Source organism: Mumia spirodelae, assembly GCF_050632745.1.
In the GTDB taxonomy this organism is placed as follows: domain Bacteria; phylum Actinomycetota; class Actinomycetes; order Propionibacteriales; family Nocardioidaceae; genus Mumia.
In genome coordinates, this window is record NZ_JBODSD010000001.1 from 1,382,799 (window position 1) to 1,408,304 (window position 25,506).

The 25,506-nt window shown below is 71.9% G+C and carries 24 protein-coding genes; 18 read left to right on the forward strand and 6 right to left on the reverse strand.

The features are described from left to right. Window positions 1-113 precede the first annotated feature (113 nt). Window positions 114-1,148: a ComEA family DNA-binding protein gene (locus tag ACQSSQ_RS06780; RefSeq protein ID WP_431326271.1), complete on the forward strand. Its 1,035-nt coding sequence runs from the start codon at window positions 114-116 to the stop codon at window positions 1,146-1,148. Between the two features lie 127 nt (window positions 1,149-1,275). Here ACQSSQ_RS06780 and ACQSSQ_RS06785 read toward each other — a convergent pair whose 3' ends face one another. Next, window positions 1,276-1,476, reverse strand: coding sequence for a hypothetical protein (locus ACQSSQ_RS06785; protein ID WP_431326272.1), 201 nt, complete (start codon window positions 1,474-1,476; stop codon window positions 1,276-1,278). 320 nt (window positions 1,477-1,796) lie between these two features. Here ACQSSQ_RS06785 and ACQSSQ_RS06790 point away from each other — a divergent pair, with 320 nt between their 5' ends. Then, window positions 1,797-3,524 (forward strand): ComEC/Rec2 family competence protein, encoded by a 1,728-nt coding sequence (locus ACQSSQ_RS06790; protein ID WP_431326273.1) that lies wholly within the window; start codon window positions 1,797-1,799, stop codon window positions 3,522-3,524. A gap of 65 nt (window positions 3,525-3,589) precedes the next feature. Beyond that, the gene (gene holA / locus ACQSSQ_RS06795) at window positions 3,590-4,570 is read left to right on the forward strand and encodes a DNA polymerase III subunit delta (protein WP_431326274.1); all 981 of its coding nucleotides are present in this window, start codon (window positions 3,590-3,592) and stop codon (window positions 4,568-4,570) included. A 96-nt stretch (window positions 4,571-4,666) separates the two neighbouring features. Here holA and rpsT read toward each other — a convergent pair whose 3' ends face one another. Next, complete coding sequence (gene rpsT / locus ACQSSQ_RS06800) at window positions 4,667-4,927, reverse strand: 30S ribosomal protein S20 (protein WP_431326275.1); 261 nt, start codon at window positions 4,925-4,927, stop codon at window positions 4,667-4,669. Window positions 4,928-5,274: 347 nt separating this feature from the next. Between rpsT and ACQSSQ_RS06805 the strand changes: the two genes are divergently transcribed. The 5 genes from ACQSSQ_RS06805 to ACQSSQ_RS06825 are packed head-to-tail and all read left to right on the forward strand — an operon-like array spanning window position 5,275 to window position 11,249. Continuing rightward, window positions 5,275-6,480 (forward strand): efflux RND transporter periplasmic adaptor subunit, encoded by a 1,206-nt coding sequence (locus ACQSSQ_RS06805; RefSeq protein WP_431326276.1) that lies wholly within the window; start codon window positions 5,275-5,277, stop codon window positions 6,478-6,480. Next, the gene (locus ACQSSQ_RS06810) at window positions 6,477-7,184 is read left to right on the forward strand and encodes an ABC transporter ATP-binding protein (protein WP_431326277.1); all 708 of its coding nucleotides are present in this window, start codon (window positions 6,477-6,479) and stop codon (window positions 7,182-7,184) included. The genes ACQSSQ_RS06805 and ACQSSQ_RS06810 overlap by 4 nt, the downstream gene beginning before the upstream one ends. After that, window positions 7,181-8,407, forward strand: a complete 1,227-nt coding sequence (locus ACQSSQ_RS06815; RefSeq protein ID WP_431326278.1) for an ABC transporter permease — start codon at window positions 7,181-7,183, stop codon at window positions 8,405-8,407. Before ACQSSQ_RS06810 ends, ACQSSQ_RS06815 begins: the two co-directional genes overlap by 4 nt. A 26-nt stretch (window positions 8,408-8,433) precedes the next feature. After that, window positions 8,434-9,294 (forward strand): hypothetical protein, encoded by an 861-nt coding sequence (locus ACQSSQ_RS06820; RefSeq protein WP_431326279.1) that lies wholly within the window; start codon window positions 8,434-8,436, stop codon window positions 9,292-9,294. Beyond that, window positions 9,291-11,249 carry a permuted SH3 domain-containing protein gene (locus tag ACQSSQ_RS06825; protein WP_431326280.1) on the forward strand — a complete coding sequence of 653 codons (1,959 nt, stop codon included), beginning with the start codon at window positions 9,291-9,293 and terminating at the stop codon, window positions 11,247-11,249. The genes ACQSSQ_RS06820 and ACQSSQ_RS06825 overlap by 4 nt, the downstream gene beginning before the upstream one ends. Before the next feature lie 5 nt (window positions 11,250-11,254). Here the strand turns inward: ACQSSQ_RS06825 and ACQSSQ_RS06830 are convergent, their stop codons facing one another. Next, on the reverse strand, window positions 11,255-11,632 hold the full coding sequence (locus tag ACQSSQ_RS06830) for a YccF domain-containing protein (protein WP_431326281.1): 378 nt from the start codon (window positions 11,630-11,632) through the stop codon (window positions 11,255-11,257). A 153-nt stretch (window positions 11,633-11,785) separates the two neighbouring features. On the opposite strand from ACQSSQ_RS06830, the gene lepA reads away from it, so the two are divergent. Then, window positions 11,786-13,660, forward strand: a complete 1,875-nt coding sequence (gene lepA / locus ACQSSQ_RS06835) for a translation elongation factor 4 (protein ID WP_431326282.1) — start codon at window positions 11,786-11,788, stop codon at window positions 13,658-13,660. 106 nt (window positions 13,661-13,766) lie between these two features. On the opposite strand, the gene ACQSSQ_RS06840 is transcribed toward lepA, so the two are convergent. Further along, window positions 13,767-14,114: a hypothetical protein gene (locus tag ACQSSQ_RS06840; protein ID WP_431326283.1), complete on the reverse strand. Its 348-nt coding sequence runs from the start codon at window positions 14,112-14,114 to the stop codon at window positions 13,767-13,769. Window positions 14,115-14,164: 50 nt separating this feature from the next. Between ACQSSQ_RS06840 and ACQSSQ_RS06845 the strand changes: the two genes are divergently transcribed. The 4 genes from ACQSSQ_RS06845 (at window position 14,165) to ACQSSQ_RS06860 (ending at window position 18,400) form a co-directional block, all read left to right on the forward strand. Beyond that, window positions 14,165-14,818 (forward strand): TetR/AcrR family transcriptional regulator, encoded by a 654-nt coding sequence (locus ACQSSQ_RS06845; protein WP_431326284.1) that lies wholly within the window; start codon window positions 14,165-14,167, stop codon window positions 14,816-14,818. Continuing rightward, window positions 14,815-15,744 (forward strand): TIGR01777 family oxidoreductase, encoded by a 930-nt coding sequence (locus ACQSSQ_RS06850; protein ID WP_431326285.1) that lies wholly within the window; start codon window positions 14,815-14,817, stop codon window positions 15,742-15,744. The genes ACQSSQ_RS06845 and ACQSSQ_RS06850 overlap by 4 nt, the downstream gene beginning before the upstream one ends. A 43-nt stretch (window positions 15,745-15,787) precedes the next feature. Further along, a complete protein-coding gene (locus tag ACQSSQ_RS06855) occupies window positions 15,788-16,423 on the forward strand; it encodes an MOSC domain-containing protein (RefSeq protein ID WP_431326286.1) in 636 nt (211 codons plus the stop codon). A 141-nt stretch (window positions 16,424-16,564) separates the two neighbouring features. After that, window positions 16,565-18,400 (forward strand): AMP-dependent synthetase/ligase, encoded by a 1,836-nt coding sequence (locus ACQSSQ_RS06860; RefSeq protein WP_431326287.1) that lies wholly within the window; start codon window positions 16,565-16,567, stop codon window positions 18,398-18,400. A 183-nt stretch (window positions 18,401-18,583) separates the two neighbouring features. Here ACQSSQ_RS06860 and hemW read toward each other — a convergent pair whose 3' ends face one another. Further along, window positions 18,584-19,813 (reverse strand): radical SAM family heme chaperone HemW, encoded by a 1,230-nt coding sequence (gene hemW, locus ACQSSQ_RS06865; RefSeq protein ID WP_431326288.1) that lies wholly within the window; start codon window positions 19,811-19,813, stop codon window positions 18,584-18,586. A gap of 92 nt (window positions 19,814-19,905) precedes the next feature. Between hemW and ACQSSQ_RS06870 the strand changes: the two genes are divergently transcribed. The 3 genes from ACQSSQ_RS06870 to ACQSSQ_RS06880 are packed head-to-tail and all read left to right on the forward strand — an operon-like array spanning window position 19,906 to window position 22,234. After that, window positions 19,906-20,298, forward strand: a complete 393-nt coding sequence (locus ACQSSQ_RS06870) for a GntR family transcriptional regulator (protein WP_431326289.1) — start codon at window positions 19,906-19,908, stop codon at window positions 20,296-20,298. Further along, window positions 20,295-21,194 carry an ABC transporter ATP-binding protein gene (locus ACQSSQ_RS06875; RefSeq protein WP_431326290.1) on the forward strand — a complete coding sequence of 300 codons (900 nt, stop codon included), beginning with the start codon at window positions 20,295-20,297 and terminating at the stop codon, window positions 21,192-21,194. Before ACQSSQ_RS06870 ends, ACQSSQ_RS06875 begins: the two co-directional genes overlap by 4 nt. Further along, entirely contained in the window at window positions 21,191-22,234 is a 1,044-nt protein-coding gene (locus ACQSSQ_RS06880; RefSeq protein WP_431326291.1) for an ABC transporter permease subunit, read from the forward strand. Before ACQSSQ_RS06875 ends, ACQSSQ_RS06880 begins: the two co-directional genes overlap by 4 nt. A 31-nt stretch (window positions 22,235-22,265) precedes the next feature. Here ACQSSQ_RS06880 and ACQSSQ_RS06885 read toward each other — a convergent pair whose 3' ends face one another. Next, on the reverse strand, window positions 22,266-23,120 hold the full coding sequence (locus ACQSSQ_RS06885) for a DUF3097 domain-containing protein (protein ID WP_431326292.1): 855 nt from the start codon (window positions 23,118-23,120) through the stop codon (window positions 22,266-22,268). A gap of 163 nt (window positions 23,121-23,283) precedes the next feature. On the opposite strand from ACQSSQ_RS06885, the gene hrcA reads away from it, so the two are divergent. Together hrcA and dnaJ are read left to right on the forward strand one after the other, a co-directional pair. Next, window positions 23,284-24,303 carry a heat-inducible transcriptional repressor HrcA gene (hrcA, locus tag ACQSSQ_RS06890; RefSeq protein WP_431326784.1) on the forward strand — a complete coding sequence of 340 codons (1,020 nt, stop codon included), beginning with the start codon at window positions 23,284-23,286 and terminating at the stop codon, window positions 24,301-24,303. 17 nt (window positions 24,304-24,320) lie between these two features. After that, window positions 24,321-25,463 carry a molecular chaperone DnaJ gene (dnaJ, locus tag ACQSSQ_RS06895; protein ID WP_431326293.1) on the forward strand — a complete coding sequence of 381 codons (1,143 nt, stop codon included), beginning with the start codon at window positions 24,321-24,323 and terminating at the stop codon, window positions 25,461-25,463. The last annotated feature ends 43 nt before the right edge of the window (window positions 25,464-25,506 follow it).

Below are 25,506 nucleotides of genomic sequence, written 5' to 3' on the forward strand. Positions count from 1 at the left end.
GGGGCGGTCCGCCACGGACCTCCCTTCGTCCCCAGGCTCTCCTTCGCCGTCGTCGTCCACAGGTCGGCGTCCGAGCGCCGCGCGGCGTCGCGCAGACGTCGTAGCGTTCCGGCGTGGACCCACGAGGCGGCGGAAAGAGCAACGAGGCAGCCCTGCGACGGCTCGAGCTGCTCGCACGCGAGGTGGGCGGCCGCGGCACCGCCGTCGCCGACGACGAGCCGTTCGGCGACGCGCTCGACGAGCTCGGGGACGACCTCGACGAGGACGGGCTCGGGCCCTGGCCGGGTGGGATGCTTCCCGCAGCCGAGCTGCCCGCGCGAGGCGCACCGGCGCGTGCACGCCGTCCGTTCGTCGCGGTCACCGGCGACGAGGCCGACGCGAGCTGGGGACGCCACCGCTCAGGCGGCCTCGCGTCGCGCCCGCCACGTGCGTGGGCCGACGCGCCGTCGCCGCTGAGCCGGTCGCTCGGAGTGCTGGGCGACGGGGTCCGGGGCCGCCACGTCGGGGTCGCCCTGCTGGTCGTGCTCCTTGCCGCGGCGGGGGCGGCCTGGTGGGTGTTGCGGGCACAGCCGGAGGCCGTCGTCGCCGAGCCTGCCGCACCAGTCGCCGGGAGCGGCTCGGCGGGGGCGGAGGCAGTGGGGTCCGGCGGTGCCACCGCGGGTTCTGCCGTGCCGAGCGTGGCCGCGACGACGGCGGCCGGCGAGGTGGTCGTGGACGTCGCCGGACGGGTCCGCCGACCCGGCATCGTCACGCTGTCCGCTGGCTCCCGTGTCGCGGACGCGATCACCGCAGCCGGGGGAGCACGGCGTGGCACCGACCTCACGTCGGTCAACCTGGCGCGTGTGCTCGTCGACGGCGAGCAGATCGTGGTCGGGCTCCCCGCCGTGACGGGGCTGCCCGGAGCGAGCCCGACGGGAGGGAGCCCGGGCGGGTCCGGCGCGGGCGCGACGACGGGAGGACCGGTCAACCTCAACACCGCCACGCTCGAGCAGCTCGACACGCTGCCGCAGGTCGGCCCGGTGACCGCTCAGGCGATCCTCGACTGGCGCACCGAGCACGGGCGGTTCACGACGGTGGAGGAGCTGCTGGAGGTCCGCGGCATCGGCGACGCGACACTCGCGCGGCTGCGCGACCTCGTCACCGTCTGACGGGCTCGTGACGCCGTCCCCCGCGGGGCCCTCGCCGCTGCCGTCGGCGTCCTCGTCGGCGCCGGCGCCGGCGGAGGTCGCGGGGACGCCGAAGGACGGCGTCGACCTCCGCATGATCGGTCCCGCCTTAGCGGCCTGGGCCGGTGCCGTGCTGGCCACCCGGCTCGACCCGGCCCCCGCGCTCGGCGTCACCACGACGGGGGTCGTCGTCCTCCTCGCCCTCCAGCGTGCGCTGCCCGCGCTGCGGAGCCGGACTCCGTGGATCGCCCTCGTGGCGACGCTGCTGCTCGCGGCGGTCGCGCTCGGCGTGCTCCGGGCGGAAGCCCATCGTCGGTCGGCGGTGGCCGAGCTCGCGCAGGAGCGAGCGACGGCGCGCGTCGTGGCACGGGTGACGACCGACCCACGCGCCGTCGAGGGCGCCTTCGGCACGACCACCGTCTTCTCGGCGACCGTCGTCCGCGTCGAGGCTCGCGGCGCGGCACTCACGCTGCGCGCGCCCGTCGTCGTCTTCCTACGAGGCGAAGCACCGCCGGTGCGGGTCGGCGAGGAGGTGGAGGTCGTCGGGCGCCTCGGACCGGCCGACGGCACGGCCGAGGCCGCGACGCTGTCGGCCTCGGCGGTGCGCCCCCGACCAGGCGGCGACCCGGCATGGTGTGGGACGGAGCCGGGGCGGTGCGCGCGGCCGTCAGCGCCTCGGTCGCCTCCCGTGGAGCGGACGTCTCGGCGCTGGTGCCCGCGCTGGTCCACGGGGACGACCACGCTCTCGGGGAGGACCTCCGCGACGCGTTCCGGACGAGCGGCCTCACCCACCTCCTCGCGGTCTCCGGCACCAACCTCACGCTCCTCGTCGGCTTCCTCCTCGCCCTCGCTCGTCCCCTCGGTGCCGGGCCTCGCGCGAGGGTCCTCCTCGCGGTCCTCGCCACCGTCGGCTACGTCCTGCTGGCGCGGCCCGAGCCGTCCGTGGTGCGGGCGGCCGTGATGGGCCTGGTCGGAGTGGCGGGGCTGAGCACGGGCGGACGCTCGCGCGGCGTGCGCTGCCTCGCCTGGGCAGTCGTCGCGGTCGTCCTCCTCGACCCGTGGCTGGCCACCTCGGCCGGGTTCCTGCTCTCGGCGGTCGCCACGGGTGGGATCCTGCTCCTCGCCCCCGTCTGGCGCGACGCCCTCGGCCGCTGGATGCCGCGCTGGCTCGCCGAGGCGATCGCCGTCCCGGCCGCCGCACAGCTCGCATGCACGGCACCGGTCGCGGCGCTCTCCGGTGAGGTCTCGGTGGTCGCGGTGCTCGCCAACCTTCTCGTGGCCCCTGCGGTCGGACCGGCGACCGTGCTCGGGCTGTCAGGCGGGCTGGTCGGGCTCGTGTGGGCACCCCTCGGAGGAGCCGTCGGCCTCCTCACGGCGGTCCCGGCCGGGTGGATCGTCCTCGTCGGACGCCGAGCGGCCGACGTCCCCGGCGCCGCGGCGACCGTCGGTGACGGTCCGGTGACGGTGGGCGTGCTCGTTGTCGTGAGCATCGTCGTCGCGGCGACCGGGCACCGCCTTCTGCGCCGTCCCGTGATCATGGCTCTCTCCTGCGGGGTGATCGCCGTGCTCGCGGTCGCCCCGCCCAGCCCGGGATGGCCGCCCCGCGGATGGGTGATGGTCGCCTGCGACGTCGGGCAGGGCGATGCGACCGTCCTGCGCGCCGGCGAGGGATCCGCCGTGGTCGTCGACGCCGGGCCCGACCCGAGACCGGTCGACCGCTGCCTGCGCGACCTCGGGATCAGGGCGGTCCCGGCCCTCGTGGTGACGCACGCCCACGCCGACCACGTCGACGGGCTCGCGGGAGTCGTCCGGCGGAGGTCGGTCGCGTGGGTCGGCGTCGGCCCGAGCCGCCCCGACCTGGCGGGCCTCCCGGTTCGCACGCTCGCAGTCGGCGACCGGTGGCGCGTCGGCGAGGTCAGCCTGACCGTCCTCGGGCCGGTGGGTGCGCAGGGCGCGGTCGCCGGGTCGGTCCCCGCGGAGTCCGAGGCGCCGGGGGAGGAGGCCGCCAACGATGCCAGCGTCGTCCTGCTCGTGGAGACCGCGGGCGTCCGGATCCTGCTCACCGGCGACGTGGAGCCACCCGCGCAGCGCGCGCTCGCGGCGGCGTACCCCGGGCTGACGGTCGACGTCCTCAAGGTGCCGCACCACGGGAGCGCCCACCAGGAGCCCGCCTGGCTCACCGGTCTCGGGGCTCGCTGGGCGACGGTGAGTGCCGGTGAGGGCAACACGTACGGTCACCCGGCGGCCGAGACGCTCGCGCTCCTCCGAGCAGCGGGGACGACCGTGCTGCGGACCGACCCCGGTCAGGATGTGGCCGTCGTCGTGCGTGACGGGACGCTCACGGGGGTCGTGCGGTGACGGGTCGTCGTGGACCGCCCGGGCGCTCCGTTCCGTGTCGCCGCGACGTGGCATGCTGAGCGACGATGGCGTCCTTGTTCAGCACCGTGCTCCTCGTCACCGGCGGGGTCGAGTTCCTGACCGACCGTGCGATGAGGCGTGCCCTCGCGCAGGTCCACGACGAGGATCCTGAGGTGTCGGTGTCCGACGTCGAGGGCTCGTCCGTGGGGCCCGGCGAGCTCACCGCCCTCACGAGTCCCTCGCTGTTCTCCGTGCACAGCGCCGTGGTCGTGCGCGGCATCGAGAACCTCGATGCCACCGCCTCCGACGAGCTCCTCGCGTACGGCGCGGCCCCGGCCGCCGATGTCGCCCTCGTCCTCACCCACGGCGGAGGCCAGAAGGGCAAGGGCGTCCTCGACAAGCTGCGCAAGCTCGCGGCGGTCCAGGAGGTCACGACGACGGCGCCGAAGCCGTGGGAGGTCTCACGCTGGGTCGCCGGCGAGGTCCGGCAGCTCGGCGCGTCCATCTCGGAGGAGGCGGCGGGATACCTCGTCGACGCCGTCGGCCACGACCTCCGGTCGCTCGCCGCGGCGGCCGACCAGCTCGTCGACGCCGCGACGGGCGCCGACGGCAAGCGAGCGCCGATCTCGCTCGACCTCGTCCGCCAGTACTTCGGCGGCCGCGCCGAGGTGAAGGGCTTCGACATCGCCGACGCCGCGATCGACGGCGAGACGGCGCGTGCGCTCGAGCAGCTGCGGTGGGCGCTCAACAACAACGTGTCGCCGGTCCTCATCACGTCGGCGTTCGCGTCCGGCCTGCGGTCGCTGGCCCGCTACGGGGTGGCCTCCAGCAAGGGCCTTCGCGAGGCCGAGCTCGCGCGCGAGGTCGGGGCACCACCGTTCCGGCTCAAGCGCCTGCGGACGCAGCTGCGCGGGTGGGACAGCGCCGGCCTCACGAGCGCCATCGGCGCGGTGGCTCAGGCGGACCTCGACGTCAAGGGCGCCTCGGATCCCGAGTACGCGCTCGAGCGGATGGTCCTCGCCGTCACAGGTTCGCGGCGCGGCTGACCGACCGATCGGCGGCCGGCGCGACGATCCCGCGCCAGACGCACGAACGGCACCTCCCGTCGGGAGGTGCCGTCACGGCGATCGAAGGAGCGACGCTCAGAGAGCGGCAGCCTTCTTGGCGATCGACGACTTGCGGTTCGCAGCCTGGTTCTTGTGGATGACGCCCTTGGACGCCGCCTTGTCCAGCTTGCGGTTCGCTGCCTTCGCGAACTCCTGCGCCTCGTCGTTGTTGCCGGCGTCGACGGCCTCGGTGAAGCGTCGGACGGCGGTCTTCAGCTCCGAACGCACAGCCTTGTTGCGCTCACGCGCACGCTCGTTCTGCCGGTTGCGCTTGATCTGCGACTTGATGTTTGCCACGGGGCAAGCCTCGTTGTTCTGTCGAAGTGGATGGGTGCGCGCGCGGACACGGACACGCGACCACCCACTGTATCAGCGGGTTCGCGGAGGGCCAAAACCGCCTGCCGCCGCCGCGGCGTACCGATTGCCAGGAAACTCACATCTTCCTCAAAGGCACCTTTGAACCGCGGTCGATGTACTCCCGGGGCAAGGGCCATCGACCACACCGACGCCGCACCGATTCAGACCACGCGCGGCGTTCGGAGCCGGGTGCCACCTGCACCGGCAGGTCGCTCACGTGCGGGGAACGGGGCCAGGCACTCGACACTCGTACGGAGGAACTCAACGCAATGGTGAGGATCGCGAACGTGCTCGGGACCCGCCGACGGCGGATGGCGCTCGCGGCCGCAGTCGTCGTCCTGGCGGCTCTGACCTGGTGGTACGTCGGCCGCTCGGACGCCGGTCAGGCGCAGGCCTCGACCACGACCGCCGAGGTGGCGACCTCCACGGTCGAGGACACGGTAAGCGGCTCGGGGACGTTGGAGTCGGCGAGGTCGTCCGACCTGTCGTTCTCGTCGTCGGGCACCGTGACCACGGTGTACGTCGAGGAGGGCGACGAGGTCCGGAAGGGCGCGAAGCTCGCCAGGATCGACACCACGGAGCTCGAGGCCACGCTGGCCTCGGCCCGCGCGCAGCTCGACGCTGCCGAGACGACCGCGGCGGACGACGGCGACGAGTCCGCGGCCCAGCAGGCCGCCAACACCGCGGCCGTCGCCAGCGCCGAGGCCGACGTCGCGGACGCGAAGAAGGCGGTCGAGGACGCCGTGCTGAGGGCGCCGTTCTCGGGCATGGTCGCCGCGGTCGGTGTCGAGGAGGGCGACCACGTCGGGTCCTCGTCCGGCGGCTCGAGCTCGGGCAGCACCTCGGGCTCCGTACCAGGCGGCTCGAGCACGACGTCGACCTCCGCGTCGACCGGCTCCATCACCGTCATCACGCCCAAGACCTTCGTCGTGACCGCCGACGTGACGGCGACCGACGTTGAGCGGGTCAAGGACGGCATGCAGGCCAAGATCACCCCGACCGGTGCGGCCGACGCGGTGTTCGGCACGGTCCAGACGGTCGGCAAGGTCGCCGAGACCGGCACCGACGGCACCGCGACGTTCCCCGTGACGATCGCGCTCACCGGTGAGCAGAAGGACCTGTACGCCGGCACGTCCGCCGACGTCTCGATCGTCGTGGAGTCCCGCGAGGGCGTGCTGAGCGTGCCGACCGCCGCGATCAAGACCGACGGAGACCAGGCGTACGTCGAGAAGGTGACCGACGACGGCACCACCAAGACCGAGGTCGAGATCGGGGACGCCTTCGGGCCGACCACCGAGATCGTCTCCGGCCTCGAGGAGGGGGACACCGTCCAGTACACCCAGACCACGGTGCGTCGCAGCGGCGGGACCAGCGGCGGACAGGGCGGGTTCCCCGGCGGTGGCGGATTCCCCGGCGGCGGGGAGATGCCGAGCATGCCCAGCGGGGGCGGATTCCCCAGCGGTGGCGGCGGCTTCCCCGGTGGTGGCCAGTGAGCGCGCTGCTGGAGCTGGACGACGTCCGCAAGATCTACTCCACGGGAGCGGTCGAGGTCGCCGCGCTGGCCGGGGTCGACCTCGAGGTCGAGGAGGGGGAGTACGTCGCGGTGGTCGGCCCCTCCGGGTCGGGCAAGTCGACCCTGATGAACATCCTCGGCTGCCTGGACGTGCCCACCGGCGGCACGTACCGGCTCGCGGGCGAGGACGTCTCGACGTTGGACGAGACGCGGCTCGCCGACGTACGGAACCGGCTGATCGGCTTCGTGTTCCAGCAGTTCAACCTGCTGCCGAGCCTGTCTGCCTGGCGCAACGTCGAGCTCCCGCTCGTCTACGCCGGCGTGCCCCGTGACGAGCGCCGTCGCCGCGCGGTCGCCGCGCTCGAGCGCGTGGGCCTCGGGGACCGCGCCGAGCACCGGCCCACGGAGCTGTCCGGTGGGCAGCAGCAGCGTGTCGCCGTCGCCCGCGCGCTGGTGACCGACCCGGCGATGGTGCTGGCCGACGAGCCGACCGGGAACCTCGACTCGCGGTCGACCGCCGACGTGCTCGCGCTGTTCGACGAGCTGTCCGCGATGGGGCGCACGATCGTGCTGATCACCCACGAGCACGACGTCGCCGCCCGAGCCGACCGACAGGTCGTCGTCCGCGACGGCCTCGTCGTCCAGGGGAACGGTGTCGATCCCTCCAGCTGGAGCCTCGCATGAACTGGTCCGAGACGCTCCGTACCGGGCTGGAGGCGATCCGGCACCACGCCCTGCGATCGGCGTTGACGATGCTCGGCATCATCATCGGCGTCTCGTCGGTGATCCTGACCGTCGGCCTCGGCCAGGGGGCTCAGGACGAGGTGGCCGACCAGATCGACGCCCTCGGGAGCAACCTGCTCATCGTCTCTCCCGGCAGCTCGACCACCGACGGCCAGCGCGGGGGTTTCGGCTCCGCGACGACCCTGACCCTGTCCGACGCGCAGGCGATGACGGACGAGCAGGTCGCCCCCGACGTGGCGGCCGTCGCGCCGACCACGTCGAGCTCGACGTCGCTGGTCAACGGGACGACGAACTGGACGACCTCGCTCGTCGGGACGTCGACCGCCTGGCTCGACGTCCGCAACCGCACCGTCGACGAGGGCCGGTTCTTCACCCGGGCCGAGGCGGAGTCCGGCGCCAGAGTCATGGTGATCGGCTCCGACACCGCGAGCGAGCTGTTCACGTTCGGGTCGCCCGTCGGGCAGACCGTCACCGTGAACGGCACCGAGTTCACGGTCATCGGTGTTCTGGAGTCGTCGGGCGGCTCGTCGTCGGAGGCGAGCCAGGACGACACGGCCGTGGTGCCGATATCCGCGGCCGCCGCGGTGACCGGCTCGACGGGGACGACCCTCTCCTCCATCTACGTGCAGGCGGCCTCGGCCGACCAGCTGTCGGCGGCGTACCAGGAGATCGAGACGCTGCTCACCAACCTGCACGACATCACCGGGACCGACGACGCCGACTTCACGATCACCACGCAGGAGTCGCTGCTCGAGACCGCGAACTCGACGAACAAGACGCTCACGGTGCTGCTCGGAGGCGTCGCCGCGATCTCGCTGCTCGTCGGCGGCATCGGCGTCATGAACATCATGCTGGTGTCGGTCACCGAGCGGATCCGCGAGATCGGGCTGCGCAAGGCGCTCGGCGCGACGCCCGCGGTGATCGGTCGTCAGTTCCTCGTCGAGGCCTCCATCCTCGGACTCACCGGCGGCATCATCGGCGTCGCCGTCGGGACGGTCGGGGCGTGGGTTCTGCCTCCGCTGATCGACCAGGCGGTCTCGCTCTCCGTGCTCGCCACGCTGCTCGCCCTCGCCACCTCGCTGGCACTCGGCATCGGCTTCGGCGTCTATCCCGCGAGCCGCGCCGCGCGGCTCACCCCCATCGAAGCCCTTCGGAACGAATGACCTTCCCATCCATGACTGGAGCAACCATGACGACACCATCGACGACCCGCACGATCGCGCTGTCGGCGCTCGCCCTCGCGGCAGTGCTCTCGCTGAGCGCGTGCGGCGGTGACGACCAGGCCAGGCAGGCGGCGTCGCAGCCCGAGCAGTCGTCGGAGCAGTCCCGTGGCGGCGGCGGGGGGATGCCGGGCGGGCTGCCCGGATCGGGCAAGGTCGCGGCCGTCGACGGTACGACCGCGCAGGTGCAGTCGTCCGATCGCCAGACCGCCGTCTCGTGGACCAGCAGCACGACGTTCACCCAGCAGGTGGCGGGCTCACTCTCAGACGTTAGCGTGGGGACGTGCGTCGTCGTGATGGGCGACGGTTCCGACGACACCGTCACCGCATCCAGCGTCCGGGTCTCGCAGCCGGCCGACGGTGAGTGCACCGGCGGGTTCGGCGGTGGGTTCGGGGGCGGTCCCGGGGGCGCGCCGGGCGGTGGCGCCCCGGGCGACTTGCCGACCGACATGCCGACGGACATGCCCACCGACATGCCGACGGACATGCCGACCGACCGACCCTCGGGCGGCCCGCAGGCTGGCGGCTTCGCCGTCGGGGAGGTGACCGCCGTGTCCGCGAGCGGCTTCACAGTCGAGTCGACCTCGCGCGGGTCCGACGAGACCCGCAGCGTCGAGGTGACGGTCGAGGACGCCACCACCTTCACCACGAACACGGCGGCCGGTGCCGACGACCTCAAGGTCGGGGTCTGCGTCGTCAGCCAGGGCGAGTCGGACCCCACCGGCGCCGTCGCCGCGACCTCGATCGCGATCAGCCAGGCGGTCGACGGTGAGTGCACGGCCGGTGGCTTCGGCAGGCGTCCGGGCGGCCAGGGCGAGGACGCGCAGTGACCCGCGTGCGCAAGCGGAGCACGCGTGCCGGGAAGCGGACCTTCCGCGTCGGCAAGCGCGGCGCCGCCGTGGGTGTCGCTGCCGTCGCAGCGGTCTCGGTCGGGGTGTTCGTCGCCTCGTCGAGCGCGTCCGGCGCCCGCTACCGTACGGCGAAGGTGACACAGGGCAGCGTCGAGCAGACCGTCTCCTACGACGGGACCGTCGCCGCTGCCAACCGGTCCGACCTCGTGTTCGCGACGGACGGCACGGTGAAGCGGGTCAAGGTCCGGGCCGGCGAGAAGGTCGACGCGGGCCAGACCCTCGCGACGCTCGAGACACGCGAGCTCACGACCGCGGTGATCAAGGCCAGGGCTGATCTCGCGGACGCCAAGGCCTACCTCGACGACGTCGAGGACGGACAGATCGACACCGTGACCCGGGCCGTCACCGGGATGGCGAACGCGTCCACGGCATCGACCTCGGCCGACGTGACCGTACGGCTCGCGTCGGTCACGGCGTCGACGGCGTCGTCCACCGTGCAGACAGCCTCCGTGGGTCTGGCGGCATCGACCAGCGACGACCTCGAGGCGACGCTGGCCGCGCTCGAGAAGGAGCAGGAGGCCGTGAAGACCGCGCAGAGCGCGGCCACGAAGGCGATCGCCGACGCCAACGCCGCGCTCGAGACCCAGAAGGCTGCCTGTGCGAACGAGGGCACGACGAGCGACGGTTCTCCGGGCGACGAGTCGGCCGGCGACGGTGCATCGGACGAGGATTCGACCGGCGGGGGTCCTGCGGAGGGCGGAGGGTCGGACGCGTCGTCGGGTCTCTCGGCGGCGTGCCAGCAGGCGCTCCAGGACGTCCAGGACGCCCAGGACGTCGTCGCCGACAAGCAGGACGCGCTGCAGACGGCCCTCGAGAAGCTCGGCGGCACCCTCGACGAGGCTGTCGGCCAGCTCGGCGAGGAGTCCGACGGATCGGGCTCCGGTGACTCCGGGAGCGAGAAGCCTGACTCCGGCAGCAAGCCGGACACCAGCAAGCCGGACACCAGCAAGCCGGACACCAGCAAGCCGGACACCAGCAAGCCGGACACGGGCAGCGGCCAGGGAGGCGCGCCGTCGCAGGGCACGGTTCCCGACGGTGAGTCCGCTCCGAACCAGACGTCACCGAACCAGTCGGTGCCCCCAGGCTCCGGTGGCTCGGGCGGGTCGACCGCGACAGAGGCGACGGCCGCCGACCTCGCGTCGGCGCAGGCGGACGTCGACGCGAAGAAGGCGTCGCTCGCCCAGGCGAAGGCCGACCTGGGGGCGGCGAGTCTGACGGCGCCGTTCGACGGGACGGTCATGGCGGTCGACGTGGCGGCAGGGGACTCGGTCTCGACGTCGGACCGTGCTCTCGTCCTGATCGGTGACGGTGACACGACGGCGAACCTGAGCGTGCCGGTGGACGATCTGTCCGCGGTCCAGGTCGGGCAGAGCGCCACGGTCACGCCGGGCGTCGGCGAGCCTGTGGTCGGTGAGGTGACCAAGATCGGCCTCCTGCCGGAGACGTCGGACAACACGTCGTCCAGCACGACGTACCAGGTGACCGTCCGTATCGACGGCGAGCTCTCGTCCCCCGAGGGCTCGACCGTCAGCGTCGCCCTCGTGACGGCGACCAGCGCGGACGTCGTCACCGTCGCGACGTCGGCGGTGACCCGGCTCACCGACACCACAGGCACCGTCCTCGTGGTCGGCAACGACGGCGAGGCCACGCGCGTCCGCGTCACGCTCGGGGCGATCAGCGGGTCGAAGATCGCCGTCACCGAGGGCCTGAAGGCGGGGCAGGAGGTGGCGATCGCCGACCTCGACGCCGCGCTCCCGGGTAGCGACACGTCTGGCTCGGAACGTGGCGGATCGTTCGGCGGAGGCAGAAACTTCCCCGGCGGGGGAGGATTACCCGGCGGCGGAGGTTTCCCGAGCGGTGGCGGACGCGGCTGAACGGGTCAGCGCCGTACGGGAACGATCCGGTAGCCGAGCGGGACCAGCGAGATCGGGACCATCTTGAAGTTCGCGAGGCCGAGCGGGATACCGATGATGGTGATGCAGAGCGCGATCCCGCTGACCAGGTGCGCCAGCGCGAGCCACCACCCGGCGAGCAGGATCCAGATCACGTTGCCGATCATCGACGGCACGCCGGCGGTCGGATGGGGCTCGATCGTGCGCCCGAACGGCCACAGGGCGTACGAGGCGATGCGGAACGACGCGATGCCCCAGGGGATGCCGATGATCGTGATGCACAGGACCACTCCCGCGAAGGTGTAGCCGATCGCGAGCCAGATCCCGCTCAGCACGAGCCAGATGATGTTGAGGATCACGTTCACGCCACGAAGCCTAGGGGCTGCGTCGCCGCGGCGACGTGCGATTCGCGTCCTCAGGCCGCTTCTGCGGTCCGACGGGGACGAATCGTGGGTCGCCGCGGTCGATGGCGTACGCGTTCGGGAACGCTGGCCCGTCATGGGAGGATGGGAGGCACCATGGCCAAGACCTCTCCCGCCTCGTCCGCGCCCTCGCCCGGCGCGACCGACCCGGCGATCCTTCGCAACTTCTGCATCATCGCCCACATCGACCACGGCAAGTCGACGTTGGCGGACCGGATGCTGCAGCACACCGGGGTCGTCGACGACCGGTCGATGCGCGCCCAGTACCTCGACCGCATGGACATCGAGCGCGAGCGCGGCATCACCATCAAGAGCCAGGCGGTGCGCCTCCCGTTCACGAAGTCGACCGGGGACGACGCAGGCACGACGTACGTCCTCAATCTCATCGACACACCTGGGCACGTCGACTTCACGTACGAGGTGAGCCGCAGCCTGGCCGCGTGCGAGGGGGCGATCCTGCTCGTCGACGCGGCGCAGGGCATCGAGGCGCAGACGCTGGCCAACCTCTACCTCGCGCTGGACGCCGACCTGCACGTGATCCCGGTGCTCAACAAGATCGACCTGCCGAGCGCACAGCCTGAGAAGTTCGCCGAGGAGCTGGCGCACCTCGTCGGCTGCGAGCCGGACGACGTCCTGCGGGTCTCGGCCAAGACGGGCGTCGGCGTCGAGGACGTGCTCAACGCGGTGGTCGACCAGATCCCCGCCCCGGTCGGCACCCCCGACACGTCAGCGCGGGCGATGATCTTCGACTCCGTGTACGACACCTACCGCGGCGTCGTGACGTACGTCCGCGTGGTCGACGGCCATCTGTCGCACCGCGACAAGATCAAGATGATGTCGACCGGCGCGGTGCACGAGATGCTCGAGGTCGGGGTGATCTCGCCGGAGCCGACCAAGGCTGACCGCATCGGCGTGGGCGAGGTCGGCTACCTCATCACGGGCGTGAAGGAGGTACGGCAGTCGCGCGTCGGTGACACGGTCACGTCGGCGAGCAAGCCTGCGACCGAGGCGCTCGGCGGCTACCGCCACCCCAACCCGATGGTGTTCGCCGGCCTCTACCCGATGGACGGCGACGACTACCCGACCCTGCGCGACGCGCTCGACAAGCTGCAGCTCAACGACGCGGCGCTCCAGTACGAGCCGGAGACGTCGGGCGCCCTCGGCTTCGGGTTCCGCATCGGGTTCCTCGGGCTGCTCCACATGGAGATCGTGCGCGAGCGGCTCGAGCGCGAGTTCAACCTCGACCTGATCTCGACGACCCCCAACGTCGTCTACCGCGTCGTCATGGAGGACGGCAGCGAGCACCGGGTCACCAACCCCAGCGAGTACCCGACGGGCAAGATCTCCGAGGTGTACGAGCCGGTGGTGCGGGCGACCGTGCTGACCCCGACCGACTTCATCGGACCGGTCATGGAGCTGTGCCAGACGCGGCGCGGCACCCTGCTCGGCATGGACTACCTGTCGTCGGACCGGGTGGAGATCCGCTACACGATCCCGCTGGCGGAGATCGTCTTCGACTTCTTCGACAACCTCAAGAGCCGCACCAAGGGCTACGCGTCGCTCGACTACGAGGCGACCGGCGAGCAGGCGGCGGACCTGGTGAAGGTCGACATCCTGCTCCAGGGCGACCCGGTCGACGCGTTCAGCGCGATCGTGCACCGTGACAACGCCTACAACTACGGCGTCGCACTGGCGCAGAAGCTCAAGGAGCTCATCCCGCGCCAGCAGTTCGAGGTGCCGATCCAGGCGGCGATCGGCGCCCGGGTCATCGCCCGCGAGACCATCCGCGCGATCCGCAAGGACGTGCTCGCCAAGTGCTACGGCGGCGACATCAGCCGCAAGCGCAAGCTGCTCGAGAAGCAGAAGGAAGGCAAGAAGCGGATGAAGATGGTCGGCCGCGTCGAGGTGCCGCAGGAGGCGTTCGTGGCGGCACTGTCGACGGGCGACTCGGGAGACAAGGGCAAGAAGTAGTCCCTCCTCGTACGGAGCGCCGCTTTCGTGCACGGAGCGACGGGGACACCCGTCGCTCCGCGCACTCAACCGTCGCTCTGTGAGCCGGGCGCGTCCGCTGCGCTCATCAGCCGGTCCCTCGAGGCGGGTCCGCGCGGCCGTGCACGAGCGCGCACACCCCCGCCATCATCAGACCCTGCGCGAAGGTGATCGGGACGACCGCAGTCCCGACGAATCCGAGTGGCGGGACAAGGGGCAGGGGTCCGACGACTCCCTCGACCGTGCCGATTCCGACCCACAGTGCTACCTGGCTGAGCGTGATCACGCAGTACGCCGGCAGGTCGAGCGTCAAGAACGCCGCCCACGCGACCGTCGACTCTCGGGCGACTCCGGCGATCCACAGCGCCGTGGAGAGGGCGGCCCAGGTGAGCGCGAAGGCCAGGGCGCGGAGCTGCGCGGCTGGAATCTTGAACATGTTCGAAAATTAGCCTACGTTCTGAACATGTTCAGAAATGGTGACGCCTGATGGCCAAGGACACGCGCGAGCGCCTCGTCGCCGCGGCGCTGGCGTTGTTCCGTGAGGCCGGCTACCAGGCGACGACGATGCGCCGGATCGCCGACGAGGCCGGACTGTCGCTCGGCAACGCGTACTACTACTTCTCGGGCAAGGACGAGCTGGTCCACGAGCTGTACGTCGAGGTCCAGCGCGAGCACCGCGACCGCGCGCTCGCCGATCTCGTCGCCGGGGCGTCCCTCGCCGACAACCTTCGGGTCGTCCTCCACGCGGGCCTGGACGTCATGGCGCCGTACCACGGCTTCGGGACGACCTTCGTCCAGCAGGCCCTCCCTGCCTCGTCGGACGCGAGCCCGTTCTCGGAACGCTCGGCGGACGCGCGGTCGATGGCGGTCGGGCTCATGGACCACGTCGTCGCGACCTCCAAGGTGCGCGTGCCCGGAGGACTGCGCGGGAGACTCCCGACCCTGCTCTGGATCCTCTACCTCGGCGTGACGTTGCACTGGGTCGTCGACGCCTCACCGGACCAGGTTCGGACGCGCGCGCTGGTGGACCGGCTCGCGCCCGTGGTCGCCAAGGCTGTCGCCCTCGCGAGGCTCCCGGTGGCCAGAGGTCTCGTGGACGACGTGGTCGCCCTCGTCCCGCCGACGGAGCCTCCGCGATGAGAGAGGGGAGCGTTGCTGTCGTCGCCGGCGCGTCGGGCTACATCGGCCGGCACCTCACGTCGGCCTGGCGGGCCGCCGGCGTCGAGGTCAGGACGATCGGGCGTGGGGAGGACGCCGACGCATGCTGGGGCGACGCCACGGCGCTGGCGGACGTCCTGGACGGCAGCGACCTGCTCGTGAACCTCGCCGGCCGGTCCGTCAGCTGCCGCTACTCCAAGCGCAACGCCGACGCGATCTTCTCCTCGCGCACCGAGACCACGGCAGAGCTCGGTCGCGTGCTGGCCGGGGTGGTGCGGCCGCCGGCTCTGTGGGTCAACGCGAGCACCGGCACGATCTACCGCGACGCCCGCGACCGGCCGATGGACGAGGCGGCCGGCGACCTCGGGTCGGGTTTCTCGGTGGCGGTGGCCCGGGCTTGGGAGCACGAGCTGGACGCCGCGCCGACTCAGGTACGCAAGGTGGCGCTGCGGATGGCGATCGTGCTCGGCGCGGGCGGGGGCGCCGTGAACCCGTTCATCAACCTGGCACGCCTCGGCTTCGGCGGGCCGATGGGCGACGGTGCGCAGGTGTTCAGCTGGGTCCACGTCGACGACGTCGCGCGGGCCGTGGACCACCTCGCCGACCACCGCGAGATCAGCGGCGCCGTCAACCTGGCGTCGCCGCACCCGGTCACCAACGCCGCGATGATGCGCGCCGTACGCCGCGCGTTCGGCCGCTCGCACGGCGTACCGCTCCCTGCGTGGTCCCTCGAGGCGGGGGCCCGCGTCATCCGCACCGAGGCCGAGCTGGTGCTCAAGAGCCGCTGGGTCGATCCCCGGGTGCTGCGGGAGTCGGGGTTCGTCTTTGCGTACCCCGAGCTCGACGACGCCCTGGCGGAGATCGCGTCGCGGACGCGACGAGGACTGCTGCCGGTCGCCCTGGGCTGATGCGGCGGCAGGAGCCGCCTCCGCGCCGACTACGCTCGCCGCCATGGGTGCGTTCGTCGAGTCGGTCAACACCGGGCGGGTACGCCCTGTCCCGTGGGGGTCGCTCAAGCGCAGCGCGATCGACAAGCGCGCGACGGACGCGCGGGTGCGCGTGGGACCGTACGGGCTCGACGGCGACGAGATCGCGGACCTCGAGCACCACGGCGGCCTGGACAAGGCGGTGTACGCGTACGCCGCCGAGGACCTCGAGGCGTGGTCCGTCGAGATCGGGCGCGAGCTGCGTGCGGGGGAGTTCGGCGAGAACCTCACGACGCGCGGTGTGGACGTCACCGGAGCCCGCCTCGGCGAGCGCTGGAGGATCGGTACGACGGTGCTCGAGGTGTGCTCGGTACGGATCCCGTGCCGTGTCTTCGCCGGCTTCGTCGACCAGGAGCGGTGGGTGCGCCGGTTCACCGAGCGCGGAGTGCCCGGCGCGTACCTGCGGGTGATCGAGTCCGGTGAGCTCGGGACCGGCGACGCGGTCGAGGTGACGGACGTGCCCGAGCACCGCGTGACCGTCGGCGTGATGTTCCGCGCCCTCACCACCGAACGCGCCCTGCTCCCGAGCCTGCTCGAGGCTCCGGCGGTCGCGGAGGAGGCCCGTCTCAAGGCCGAGCGGTACGTTGCCGCCGCCCGCTGAGAGAGCGCTTGCGCGCCCCAGGGGTACTGATCGGTAACGATTGTCTGCCGGACGTGCCACCGGTCACACGGGTCGCGTACGATGCGGCCATCCCGTGATCCCCGTCACCCCTTTAACTCCCAGCGATGAGGTGCACCACAGATGGCCAACGCCCCGACGCCCGAGCAGATGAAGTTCGTCGACGAGCGCGCCAAGAACGTCGGCGAGATGTTCTTCGCCAGGGTCCGCGAGACCCCCAACCGCGAGGCATACCGCTACCCCGTCGGTGAGAACTGGCGCTCCCTCACCTGGGGCGAGACCGGCGAGGTCGTCTCGCGCATCGCCGCGGGTCTGATCGCGCTCGGCATCGAGCCCGAGGAGCGCGTCGCGATCGCCTCCGGCACGCGTTACGAGTGGATCCTCGCCGACCTCGGCATCATGGCCGCCGGCGCGGCGACCACCACCGTCTACCCGACGACCGTCTCCGAGGACGTGGCCTACATCCTCGCCGACTCCGGCAGCCGCGTCGTCTTCGCCGAGGACGCCACCCAGCTCGCCAAGCTCCAGGAGAAGCGCAGCGAGCTCCCCGACGTGAGCCGGGTCGTCCTGTTCGACGGCCAGGACGAGAGCGACTGGGTCATCACGCTGTCCGAGCTCGAGCAGCTCGGTGAGAAGCTCCTCGCCGAGCAGCCGTCCGTCGTCGAGGACCGGGTCGCGGCGACGACTCCCGAGCAGCTCGCGACGCTGATCTACACCTCCGGCACCACCGGGCGTCCCAAGGGCGTGCGGCTCACGCACGACTCCTGGACGTACGAGGGGGCAGCGGTCGCCGCGGGCGGCTACATCACGATCGACGACCTGCAGTACCTCTGGCTCCCGATGGCGCACTCCTTCGGCAAGGTCCTCCTGTCGACGCAGCTGCAGATCGGCTTCCCGACCGCGGTCGACGGCACGATCCCCAAGATCGTGGACAACCTTGCCGTCGTGAAGCCGACGTTCATGGGTGCGGCGCCGCGCATCTTCGAGAAGGCCTACGGCCGCATCGTCGGGATGATGGAGGAGGAGGGCGGCGTCAAGCTCAAGCTCTTCCGGTGGGCGACCAAGGTCGCGGGCCAGGTGAAGGCGCTCGAGCGTGAGGGCAAGCCCGTCCCGGCCGCTCTCGGCTTCCAGTACAAGCTGGCCGACAAGATCGTGCTCTCCAAGGTGCGCGAGCGCTTCGGCGGCCGCGTGCGCTTCTTCATCTCCGGTGCGTCTGCGCTGTCGCAGGAGGTGGCCGAGTGGTTCGAGGCCGCCGGCATCCTGATCCTCGAGGGCTACGGCCTCACCGAGAGCGCGGCCGGCTCGTTCGTGAACCACCCCGACCAGTACAAGCTCGGCACGGTCGGCCTGCCGATGCCCGGCACCGAGGTCAAGATCGCCGAGGACGGCGAGATCCTGATCAAGGGCCCCGGCGTCATGCAGGGCTACCACAACCTCGAGAGCGAGTCCGCGTCCACGGTGACCGAGGACGGTTGGCTCGCGACGGGTGACATCGGCACGGTCGACGACGAGGGCTTCCTGCGGATCACCGACCGCAAGAAGGACCTCTTCAAGACCTCGGGCGGCAAGTACGTCGCGCCGTCGCACGTCGAGGGCGTCTTCAAGGGCGTGTGCCCGCTGGCGAGCCAGATGATCGTCCACGGCAACAACCGCAACTTCGTGACCGCGCTGATCACGATCGATCCGGACGCGGCGACGCTCTTCGCCGAGAACCACGGCCTCACCGGCAAGTCGTACGCCGAGATCGTGACCTCTCCCCAGATGGAGAAGGCGATCGCCGGCTACGTCGACGAGCTCAACTCCAAGCTCAACCGCTGGGAGACCGTCAAGAAGTGGAAGGTCCTCGACCGCGACCTGTCGGTCGAGGAGGGCGAGATCACGCCGAGCCTCAAGCTCAAGCGCAAGTTCGTCGAGGACAAGTACCGCGCGTACCTCGACGAGTTCTACGTCGGCGCCTGACCGTTGCGACACGAGGGGCCGCATCCCGTCCGGGGTGCGGCCCCTTCGCGCGTCCGTACGCCGTCGGTGCCGCATCGCGTCCCGTCCCGTGGCGCAGGGTGGGGTACCCGCGCGAAGCCCAGCTGACCCGAGCGCCCACGCTCGGGTCAGTGCCGTTCCGCTCGGGTACCCGAGCTGCGGCGCTTACGGGAGCAGGCGGCGTACGACCGCGTCGGCCAGGAGGCGGCCCTCGACCGTGAGGACGAGCCGCCCGTCCCCGGCCGGTGCTGTCTCCACGAGCCCGTCGGCGACGAGCGCTGGTACGGCGTCGCGACCCGCGGCGTCGAGGCGCTCGAGCGGCAACCCGTCCCGCAGGCGCGACTCCAGGAGGACCTGCTCCACGCGGCGCGTCTCGGCGTCGAGCACCTCACGTCCGTGGCCGGGGGAGCGTCCCTCGGCGAGCCGCTGTGCGTACGCCGCCGGGTGCTTGACGTTCCACCAGCGCGTGCCGGCGACGTGGCTGTGCGCCCCTGGCCCGAACCCCCACCAGTCGGCGCCCGTCCAGTAGAGCTCGTTGTGGCGGCACCGGGCGGCCCCGTCGCGCGCCCAGTTCGACAGCTCGTACCAGCCGAGCCCGGCCGCGCTCAGGCGCGCATCCGCGGCCGCGTACATGTCGGCCATCAGGTCGTCGTCCGGTGCCGCGATCTCGCCGCGCGCGACGCGCCGCGCCAGGGCCGTCCCGTCCTCGACGATGAGGGCGTACGCGCTGACGTGGTCCGGCACGAGCGCGAGCGCCGTGTCGAGCGAACGCTCCCAGTCCGCGAGCGACTCCCCGGGCGTGCCGTAGATCAGGTCGACGCTCACCTGCGCGAAGCCTGCCTCGCGCGCCCAGCGGACGACGTCCGGCAGCCGCGCCGGGTCGTGGGTGCGGTCGAGTGTCGCCAGCACGTGCGGGACCGCGGACTGCATCCCGTACGAGATGCGGGTGAAGCCGCGCGAGTGCAGGGTCGCGAGCGACTCCGGCGTCACGCTGTCGGGGTTGGCCTCGGTGGTCGCCTCGTACCCTTCGGCCAGCCCGAAGGTCTTGTCGATCCCCTCGAGGATGCGCCCGAGGTCGTCGGAGGAGAGGAGGGTCGGGGTGCCGCCGCCGACGAACACGGTCTCGACCTCCGGCAACGGGCGGTCGGCGCGCTCGAGCACCCGGGCGGCGAGGGCAATCTCGGCCAGCACGGTGTCGGCGTACGACTCGTGGGAGGCGCCTGGCCCGAGCTCGGAGGACGTGTACGTGTTGAAGTCGCAGTAGCCGCACCGCGTGACGCAGAAGGGGACGTGCACGTACGCCCCGAACGGCGCGTCGCCGAGCGCCTCCAGGGAAGCGGGCGGAAGGGAGCCGTCGGTGGGGACGGGGTCCCCCTCGGGCAGCGTGGACGGCATGGCTCCAGTGTCGCAGGGCGGTTCCAACGCCTCTTGCGGCCGGCGGGGCGCCGTCCTATAGTGCTATTCAAGTAGCACATTAGGAGTATCGAATGATCGAGTTCCACCTGGACTCCCGGTCGGGCGTGTCCGCCTACCTCCAGCTCGTGCAGCAGGTACGCCGCGCCCTCCGTCTCGGGCTCCTCGCCGAGGGTGACCAGCTCCCGACCGTCAAGGACGTCGCGCGGCAGCTGGCGATCAACCCCAACACCGTGCTGAAGGCCTACCGCGACCTCGAGCGCGACGGTCTCGTGGCACCGCGGCCGGGCGTCGGCACGTTCGTCACCCGGACCCTCACCGACAACACGCTGGCGGCGCACGGGCCGCTGCGTACCGACCTCCAGCGGTGGCTGTCCAAGGCCCGCCGCGCCGGCCTCGACGACGAGAGCATCGAGGCGCTGTTCATGACCACCTTTCGGGCCGCCTCCGAGGAGGACATCGCATGACCACAGCACTGAGAACGCATGAGCTCGGCAAGAGATACGGCCGGAGCCGCCACTGGGCCCTGAAGGACTGCACGCTAGACCTGCCGACCGGCCGTGTCGTCGGCCTCGTCGGCCCGAACGGCGCCGGCAAGAGCACGCTGCTCGGCCTCGCCGCCGGGCTGCTCGTGCCGACCGCCGGTCGCATCGACGTGCTGGGCGAGCCTCCGTCCGCCGGGCCTGCGCACCAGGCGCGCGTCGGCTACGTGAGTCAGGACGCCCCGACGTACCGGGGGATGAGCGTCGCCGACCACCTCCGGCTCGGGGCGCACCTCAACCCTCGGTGGGACGACGCGCTGGTCCGGGAGCGGATCGACCGGCTCGGCATCGATCCACGCCGCCGCACCGGCAGCCTGTCGGGAGGGCAGCGCGCCCAGATCGCGCTCACGATGGCGATCGGCAAGCGTCCGGAGCTGCTGATCCTCGACGAGCCCGTGGCCGCGCTGGACCCGCTGGCCCGCCGCGAGTTCATGCAGGACCTGATGGAGGCGGTCGCCGAGCAGGACCTGACCGTCGTCCTGTCCTCGCACCTCGTCTCCGACCTCGAGCGCGCCTGCGACTACCTCGTGGTGCTGGTCGACTCGCAGGTCCGGGTCGCGGGCGACCTCGAGGACCTGCTGGCGTCGCACCGCCGCATGACCGGTGCCCGGCGCCCGTCCGACGCGGGTCCGGCCGGCCACCACGTCGTGACGGCGAGCCACACCGACCGGCAGAGCACCTTCGTCGTCCGCACCGACGGACCCCTGGTCGACCCGTCCTGGGACGCGACCCCGCTCGGGCTCGAGGACCTCGTGCTCGCCTACCTGCGCGGCGACGCCTCGTACGAGCGCCCGCGCCCGACCGTCGAGGTGATCCGATGATCTGGTTGACCTGGCGCCAGCTGCGCCTCCAGGCCGTCCCCGTCGCGGCGGCCGTCGCCCTGCTGCTCGTGGCCCTCGCCGTCACCGGCCCGTCGCTGGTGGACGCGGCGGCGGACGGGGCGAGCTCGTTCCTCACCGGACTGAGCGCCGACACGTTCAAGGTCACGCTCTACTACGCCGGCATCGCGGCGGCGTACGTCCTGTCGCTGGTCGTGGGTGCCTTCTGGGGAGCGCCGATGGTCGCACGCGAGCTGGAGGCTCGTACGCACCGTCTCGCGTGGAGCCAGTCGGTCACGCGGACGCGCTGGCTGGCCTTCAAGCTGCTCGGCGCGGCCGTGGTCACCGCGGTCGTCGCCGGTCTGCTGTCATGGGCGCTGACCTGGTGGGCCGGGCCGATCGAGCGGGCGATCGCGGACGGCAACGGCACGGGGTCGTTCATGGTCTCGCGGATCGAGCCTGCCCTGTACGGCGCGCGCGGGCCCGTCCCGGTCGGGTACGCGCTGCTGGCGCTGGCGATCGGCGTGCTCGCGGGCATCGTCATCCGGCGGACGGTCGCGGCGATGGCGGTGACCCTCGTGCTCGTCGTCGCCACCCAGCTGCTCGTCGTGAGCATGGTGCGCTCGCACCTCGCCGAGCCCGAGACGATCACGACCCCGATCACCGAGGAGAACCTCACCTCGCTGATGGTCAGCGGCGACGCGGACGACATCGAGAACGTGATGCAGATCCAGGTCGACACCGACGAGACCGGTGAGTGGGAGCTGTCCAACCTCACGCTGGACGCCGACGGGACGCGGATGCGGACGCTGCCGGCGTGGGTGGCCGACTGCGGGGGACCGCCGCCGGGGGAGAACGCCCAGGCGGGGGCGCGGGAGGCGTGCTTCGACCGGCTGGCCGCCGAGGGCTACGAGCAGCAGGTGACCTTCCACCCGTCGAGCCACTTCTGGACGCTGCAGTGGCGGGAGACCGCGCTGCTGCTCGTGCTCGCGCTCGGGATCGGGGGCCTCTGCTTCTGGCGGATCCGGGGCGACGCGCCCTAGAGATCGGTGGGCTCGACCAAGGGGCCGGCGCTCAGCGCGTGACGAAGTCGATCAGCTCCTCGACCCGTCCGAGCAGCGCCGGCTCGAGGTCGGCGTACGAGCGGACCGACCCGAGGATGCGCTTCCACGCGTGCGCGATGTCGGCCTGGTTGCGGTGCGGCCACCCGAGCGCCTGGCAGATGCCGTGCTTCCACGACATCGTCCTCGGGATGGTGGGCCACTTCTCCAGCCCGAGCCGCTCCGGCTTCACGCCCTGCCAGATGTCGACGTAGGGGTGGCCGACGACGAGCACGTGCTCCTTGTACGGCCCCCGCAGCACCGACGCCGCGATCCGCGACTCCTTCGACCCGGGGACGAGGTGATCGACGAGGACACCGAGGTCACGGCCGGGTCCCGGCTTGAACTGCGCGACCACCGACGGAAGGTCGTCGACGCCCTCGAGGTACTCGACGGCGACCCCTTCGATCCGCAGGTCGTCGCCCCACACCTTCTCCACCAGCTCGGCGTCGTGGCGCCCCTCGACGTAGATCCGGCTCGCCCGCGCCACGCGCGCCTGCGCGTCGTGGACCGCGACGGAGCCGGACGCGGTGTGCGTCGCCCGCGCGGGAGCGGCCTGGCGCACCGGCGCCTTGAGCACCACGGGCTTGCCCTCCAGCAGGAAGCCCGGGCCCAGCGGGAAGGTGCGTCGCTTGCCGCGCCGGTCCTCGAGCTCGACGGTGTCCAGGTCGCGGTCGGTGCGGGTCACGGCACCGCAGAAGTCGGTGGTGACCTCCTCGAGCACCATGCCGACCTCGGCCTCCACCTCGGTGGACCGTCCCCGCTTGGGGACGCGCCAGTCGCCGGCGAGGACATCGGATCCGTATCGGTCGTGAGCCACGAGGAGCAAACTAGCCGAGCGGACCCGGTTGGTCGGGGAGCCACACGCCGCGAGCGCCTCGTGGCTCCCTGCCCCGTCGGGACGGGTCGCTAGACTGGCACTCAGGGCACGGGAGTGCCAAGGGACGCTGCACCGGAGAGCTGCAGGACGAGGAGGGATCGTGGCCGAGGTCGTGCTGGACGAGCGCAAGCTCGCGGTCCTGCGTGCGATCGTCGAGGACTACGTCGCGACCCAGGAGCCTGTCGGGTCGCGGGCGCTGGTGGACCGCCACCAGCTCGGCGTCTCGCCGGCGACCGTCCGCAACGACATGGCGATCCTCGAGGAGCACGGGTTCATCGCCCAGCCGCACACCAGCGCGGGCCGGATCCCGACCGACAAGGGCTACCGCCTCTTCGTCGACCGGCTGGCGTCCGTGCGGCGGCTGAGCATCCCCGAGCGGCGGGCGATCGAGTCGTTCCTCGACGGCGCGGTCGACGTCGACGACGTGGTGCAGCGCAGCGTGCGGCTCCTCTCGCAGCTGACCCACCAGGTCGCCCTCGTGCAGTACCCGTCGCTCACCCGCTCGACCGTGCGTCACATCGAGCTGGTCCCGATGGACCGCGGCCGCATCCTCATGGTGCTCATCACCAGCTCCGGGCGCGTCGACCAGCGCATCCTCGAGCTGCCGGAGGAGCCGGGCGAGCACCTGCTCGCGGAGCTCCGGGGCAAGGTGATCGCCGCCGCGGTCGGCCAGCGTCTGCCCGACGCCTCGGCCACGGTCGCCGATCTCATCACGACCTTCCGGCCGGAGGAGCGGCCGATCGTCACGGCGGTCGTCGCGACGTTGACCCGCGCGTTCTCCGACGAGCGGGCCGACGAGCGCGTCGCCGTGGGCGGTGCCGCCAACCTCGCAAGGTTCGGCGCCGACTTCGACACGTCGATCAAGCCGGTGCTCGAGGCGCTCGAGGAGCACGTGGTGCTGCTCAAGCTCCTCGGCGAGGCGACCTCGCCGAGCATGCTCACCGTGCGCATCGGCGCGGAGGTCCCGTACGAGGAGCTCTCGGCGACCTCCCTGGTCGCCACCGCGTACGGAACCGATGCGGAGCCCCTCGCCACCCTCGGCGTCGTCGGCCCCACCCGGATGGACTACCCCGGCACGATGGCGGCGGTGCGAGCCGTCGCCCGCTACGTCGGCCAGACCCTCAGCGACTGAGAGACAGACAAGGACGCATGAGCCAGGACTACTACGAGACCCTCGGTGTGAGCCGCGACGCGACTCCGGAGGAGATCAAGAAGGCGTACCGCAAGCTGGCGCGAAGCCTGCACCCGGACGTGAACCCCGACCCGGAGGCGCAGGAGCGGTTCAAGACCGTGACGGTCGCGTACGAGGTGCTCTCCGACCCGGAGAAGCGCTCCTTCTACGACCGTGGCGGCGACCCGCTCGGCGGCGGTGGAGCGGGCGGCTTCGGTGCCGGCTTCTCGTTCAGCGACATCATGGACGCGTTCTTCGGCCAGCAGACCCAGCGCGGCCCGCGCGGTCGTACGCGTCGCGGCAACGACGCCCTCATCCGCATCAGCGTGCCGCTGGCGGAGGCCGCGTTCGGGACCACGCGCGAGCTCAAGGTCGACACGGCGGTCGTCTGCGGCACGTGCCACGGCAACGGCTCCGCGGACGGCGCCGACCCGATCACCTGCCAGACCTGCCGTGGCCGCGGCGAGGTGCAGCACGTCCAGCGGTCGTTCCTCGGCGACATCCGGACGGCGCGGCCGTGCCCGACCTGCCAGGGCTACGGCACGGTGATCGCCAACCCGTGCGAGGAGTGCGCCGGCGACGGCCGCGTCCGCGCCCGTCGTACGCTCACGATCAAGGTGCCCGCCGGTGTCGACACCGGCACGCGCATCCAACTGACCGGAGAGGGCGAGGTCGGCCCCGGCGGAGGCCCCGCCGCCGACCTGTACGTCGAGGTCGAGGTGGAGCCGCACGACGTCTACACCCGCTCCGACGACGACCTCTACTGCGACGTCCGTGTCCCGATGACCGCCGCCGCGCTCGGGACCCAGATCGACCTGCCGACCCTCGAGGCCGACACCGGCGTCGAGGGCGCCGACGCCACCATCGGCTTCGACATCGTGCCCGGGACGCAGTCCGGCGAGACGGTGACGATCCGCGGTCGCGGGGTCCCGCACCTGCGGGGCGTCGGCCGCGGCGACCTCAAGGTCAGGGTCGTGGTCGAGACCCCGACCAAGCTCGACGACCGCCAGCGCGAGCTGCTCAACGAGCTCGCCGTCGAGCGGGGCGAGGAGCGGGTCGAGGCCGAGTTCGCGGCGCCGCACCGCGGGATGTTCGGCCGGATCCGCGACGCGTTCCGCTGATCGCGGGCGCCGTGCACGACAGGGGCTGTGGATTCGTGGTCGC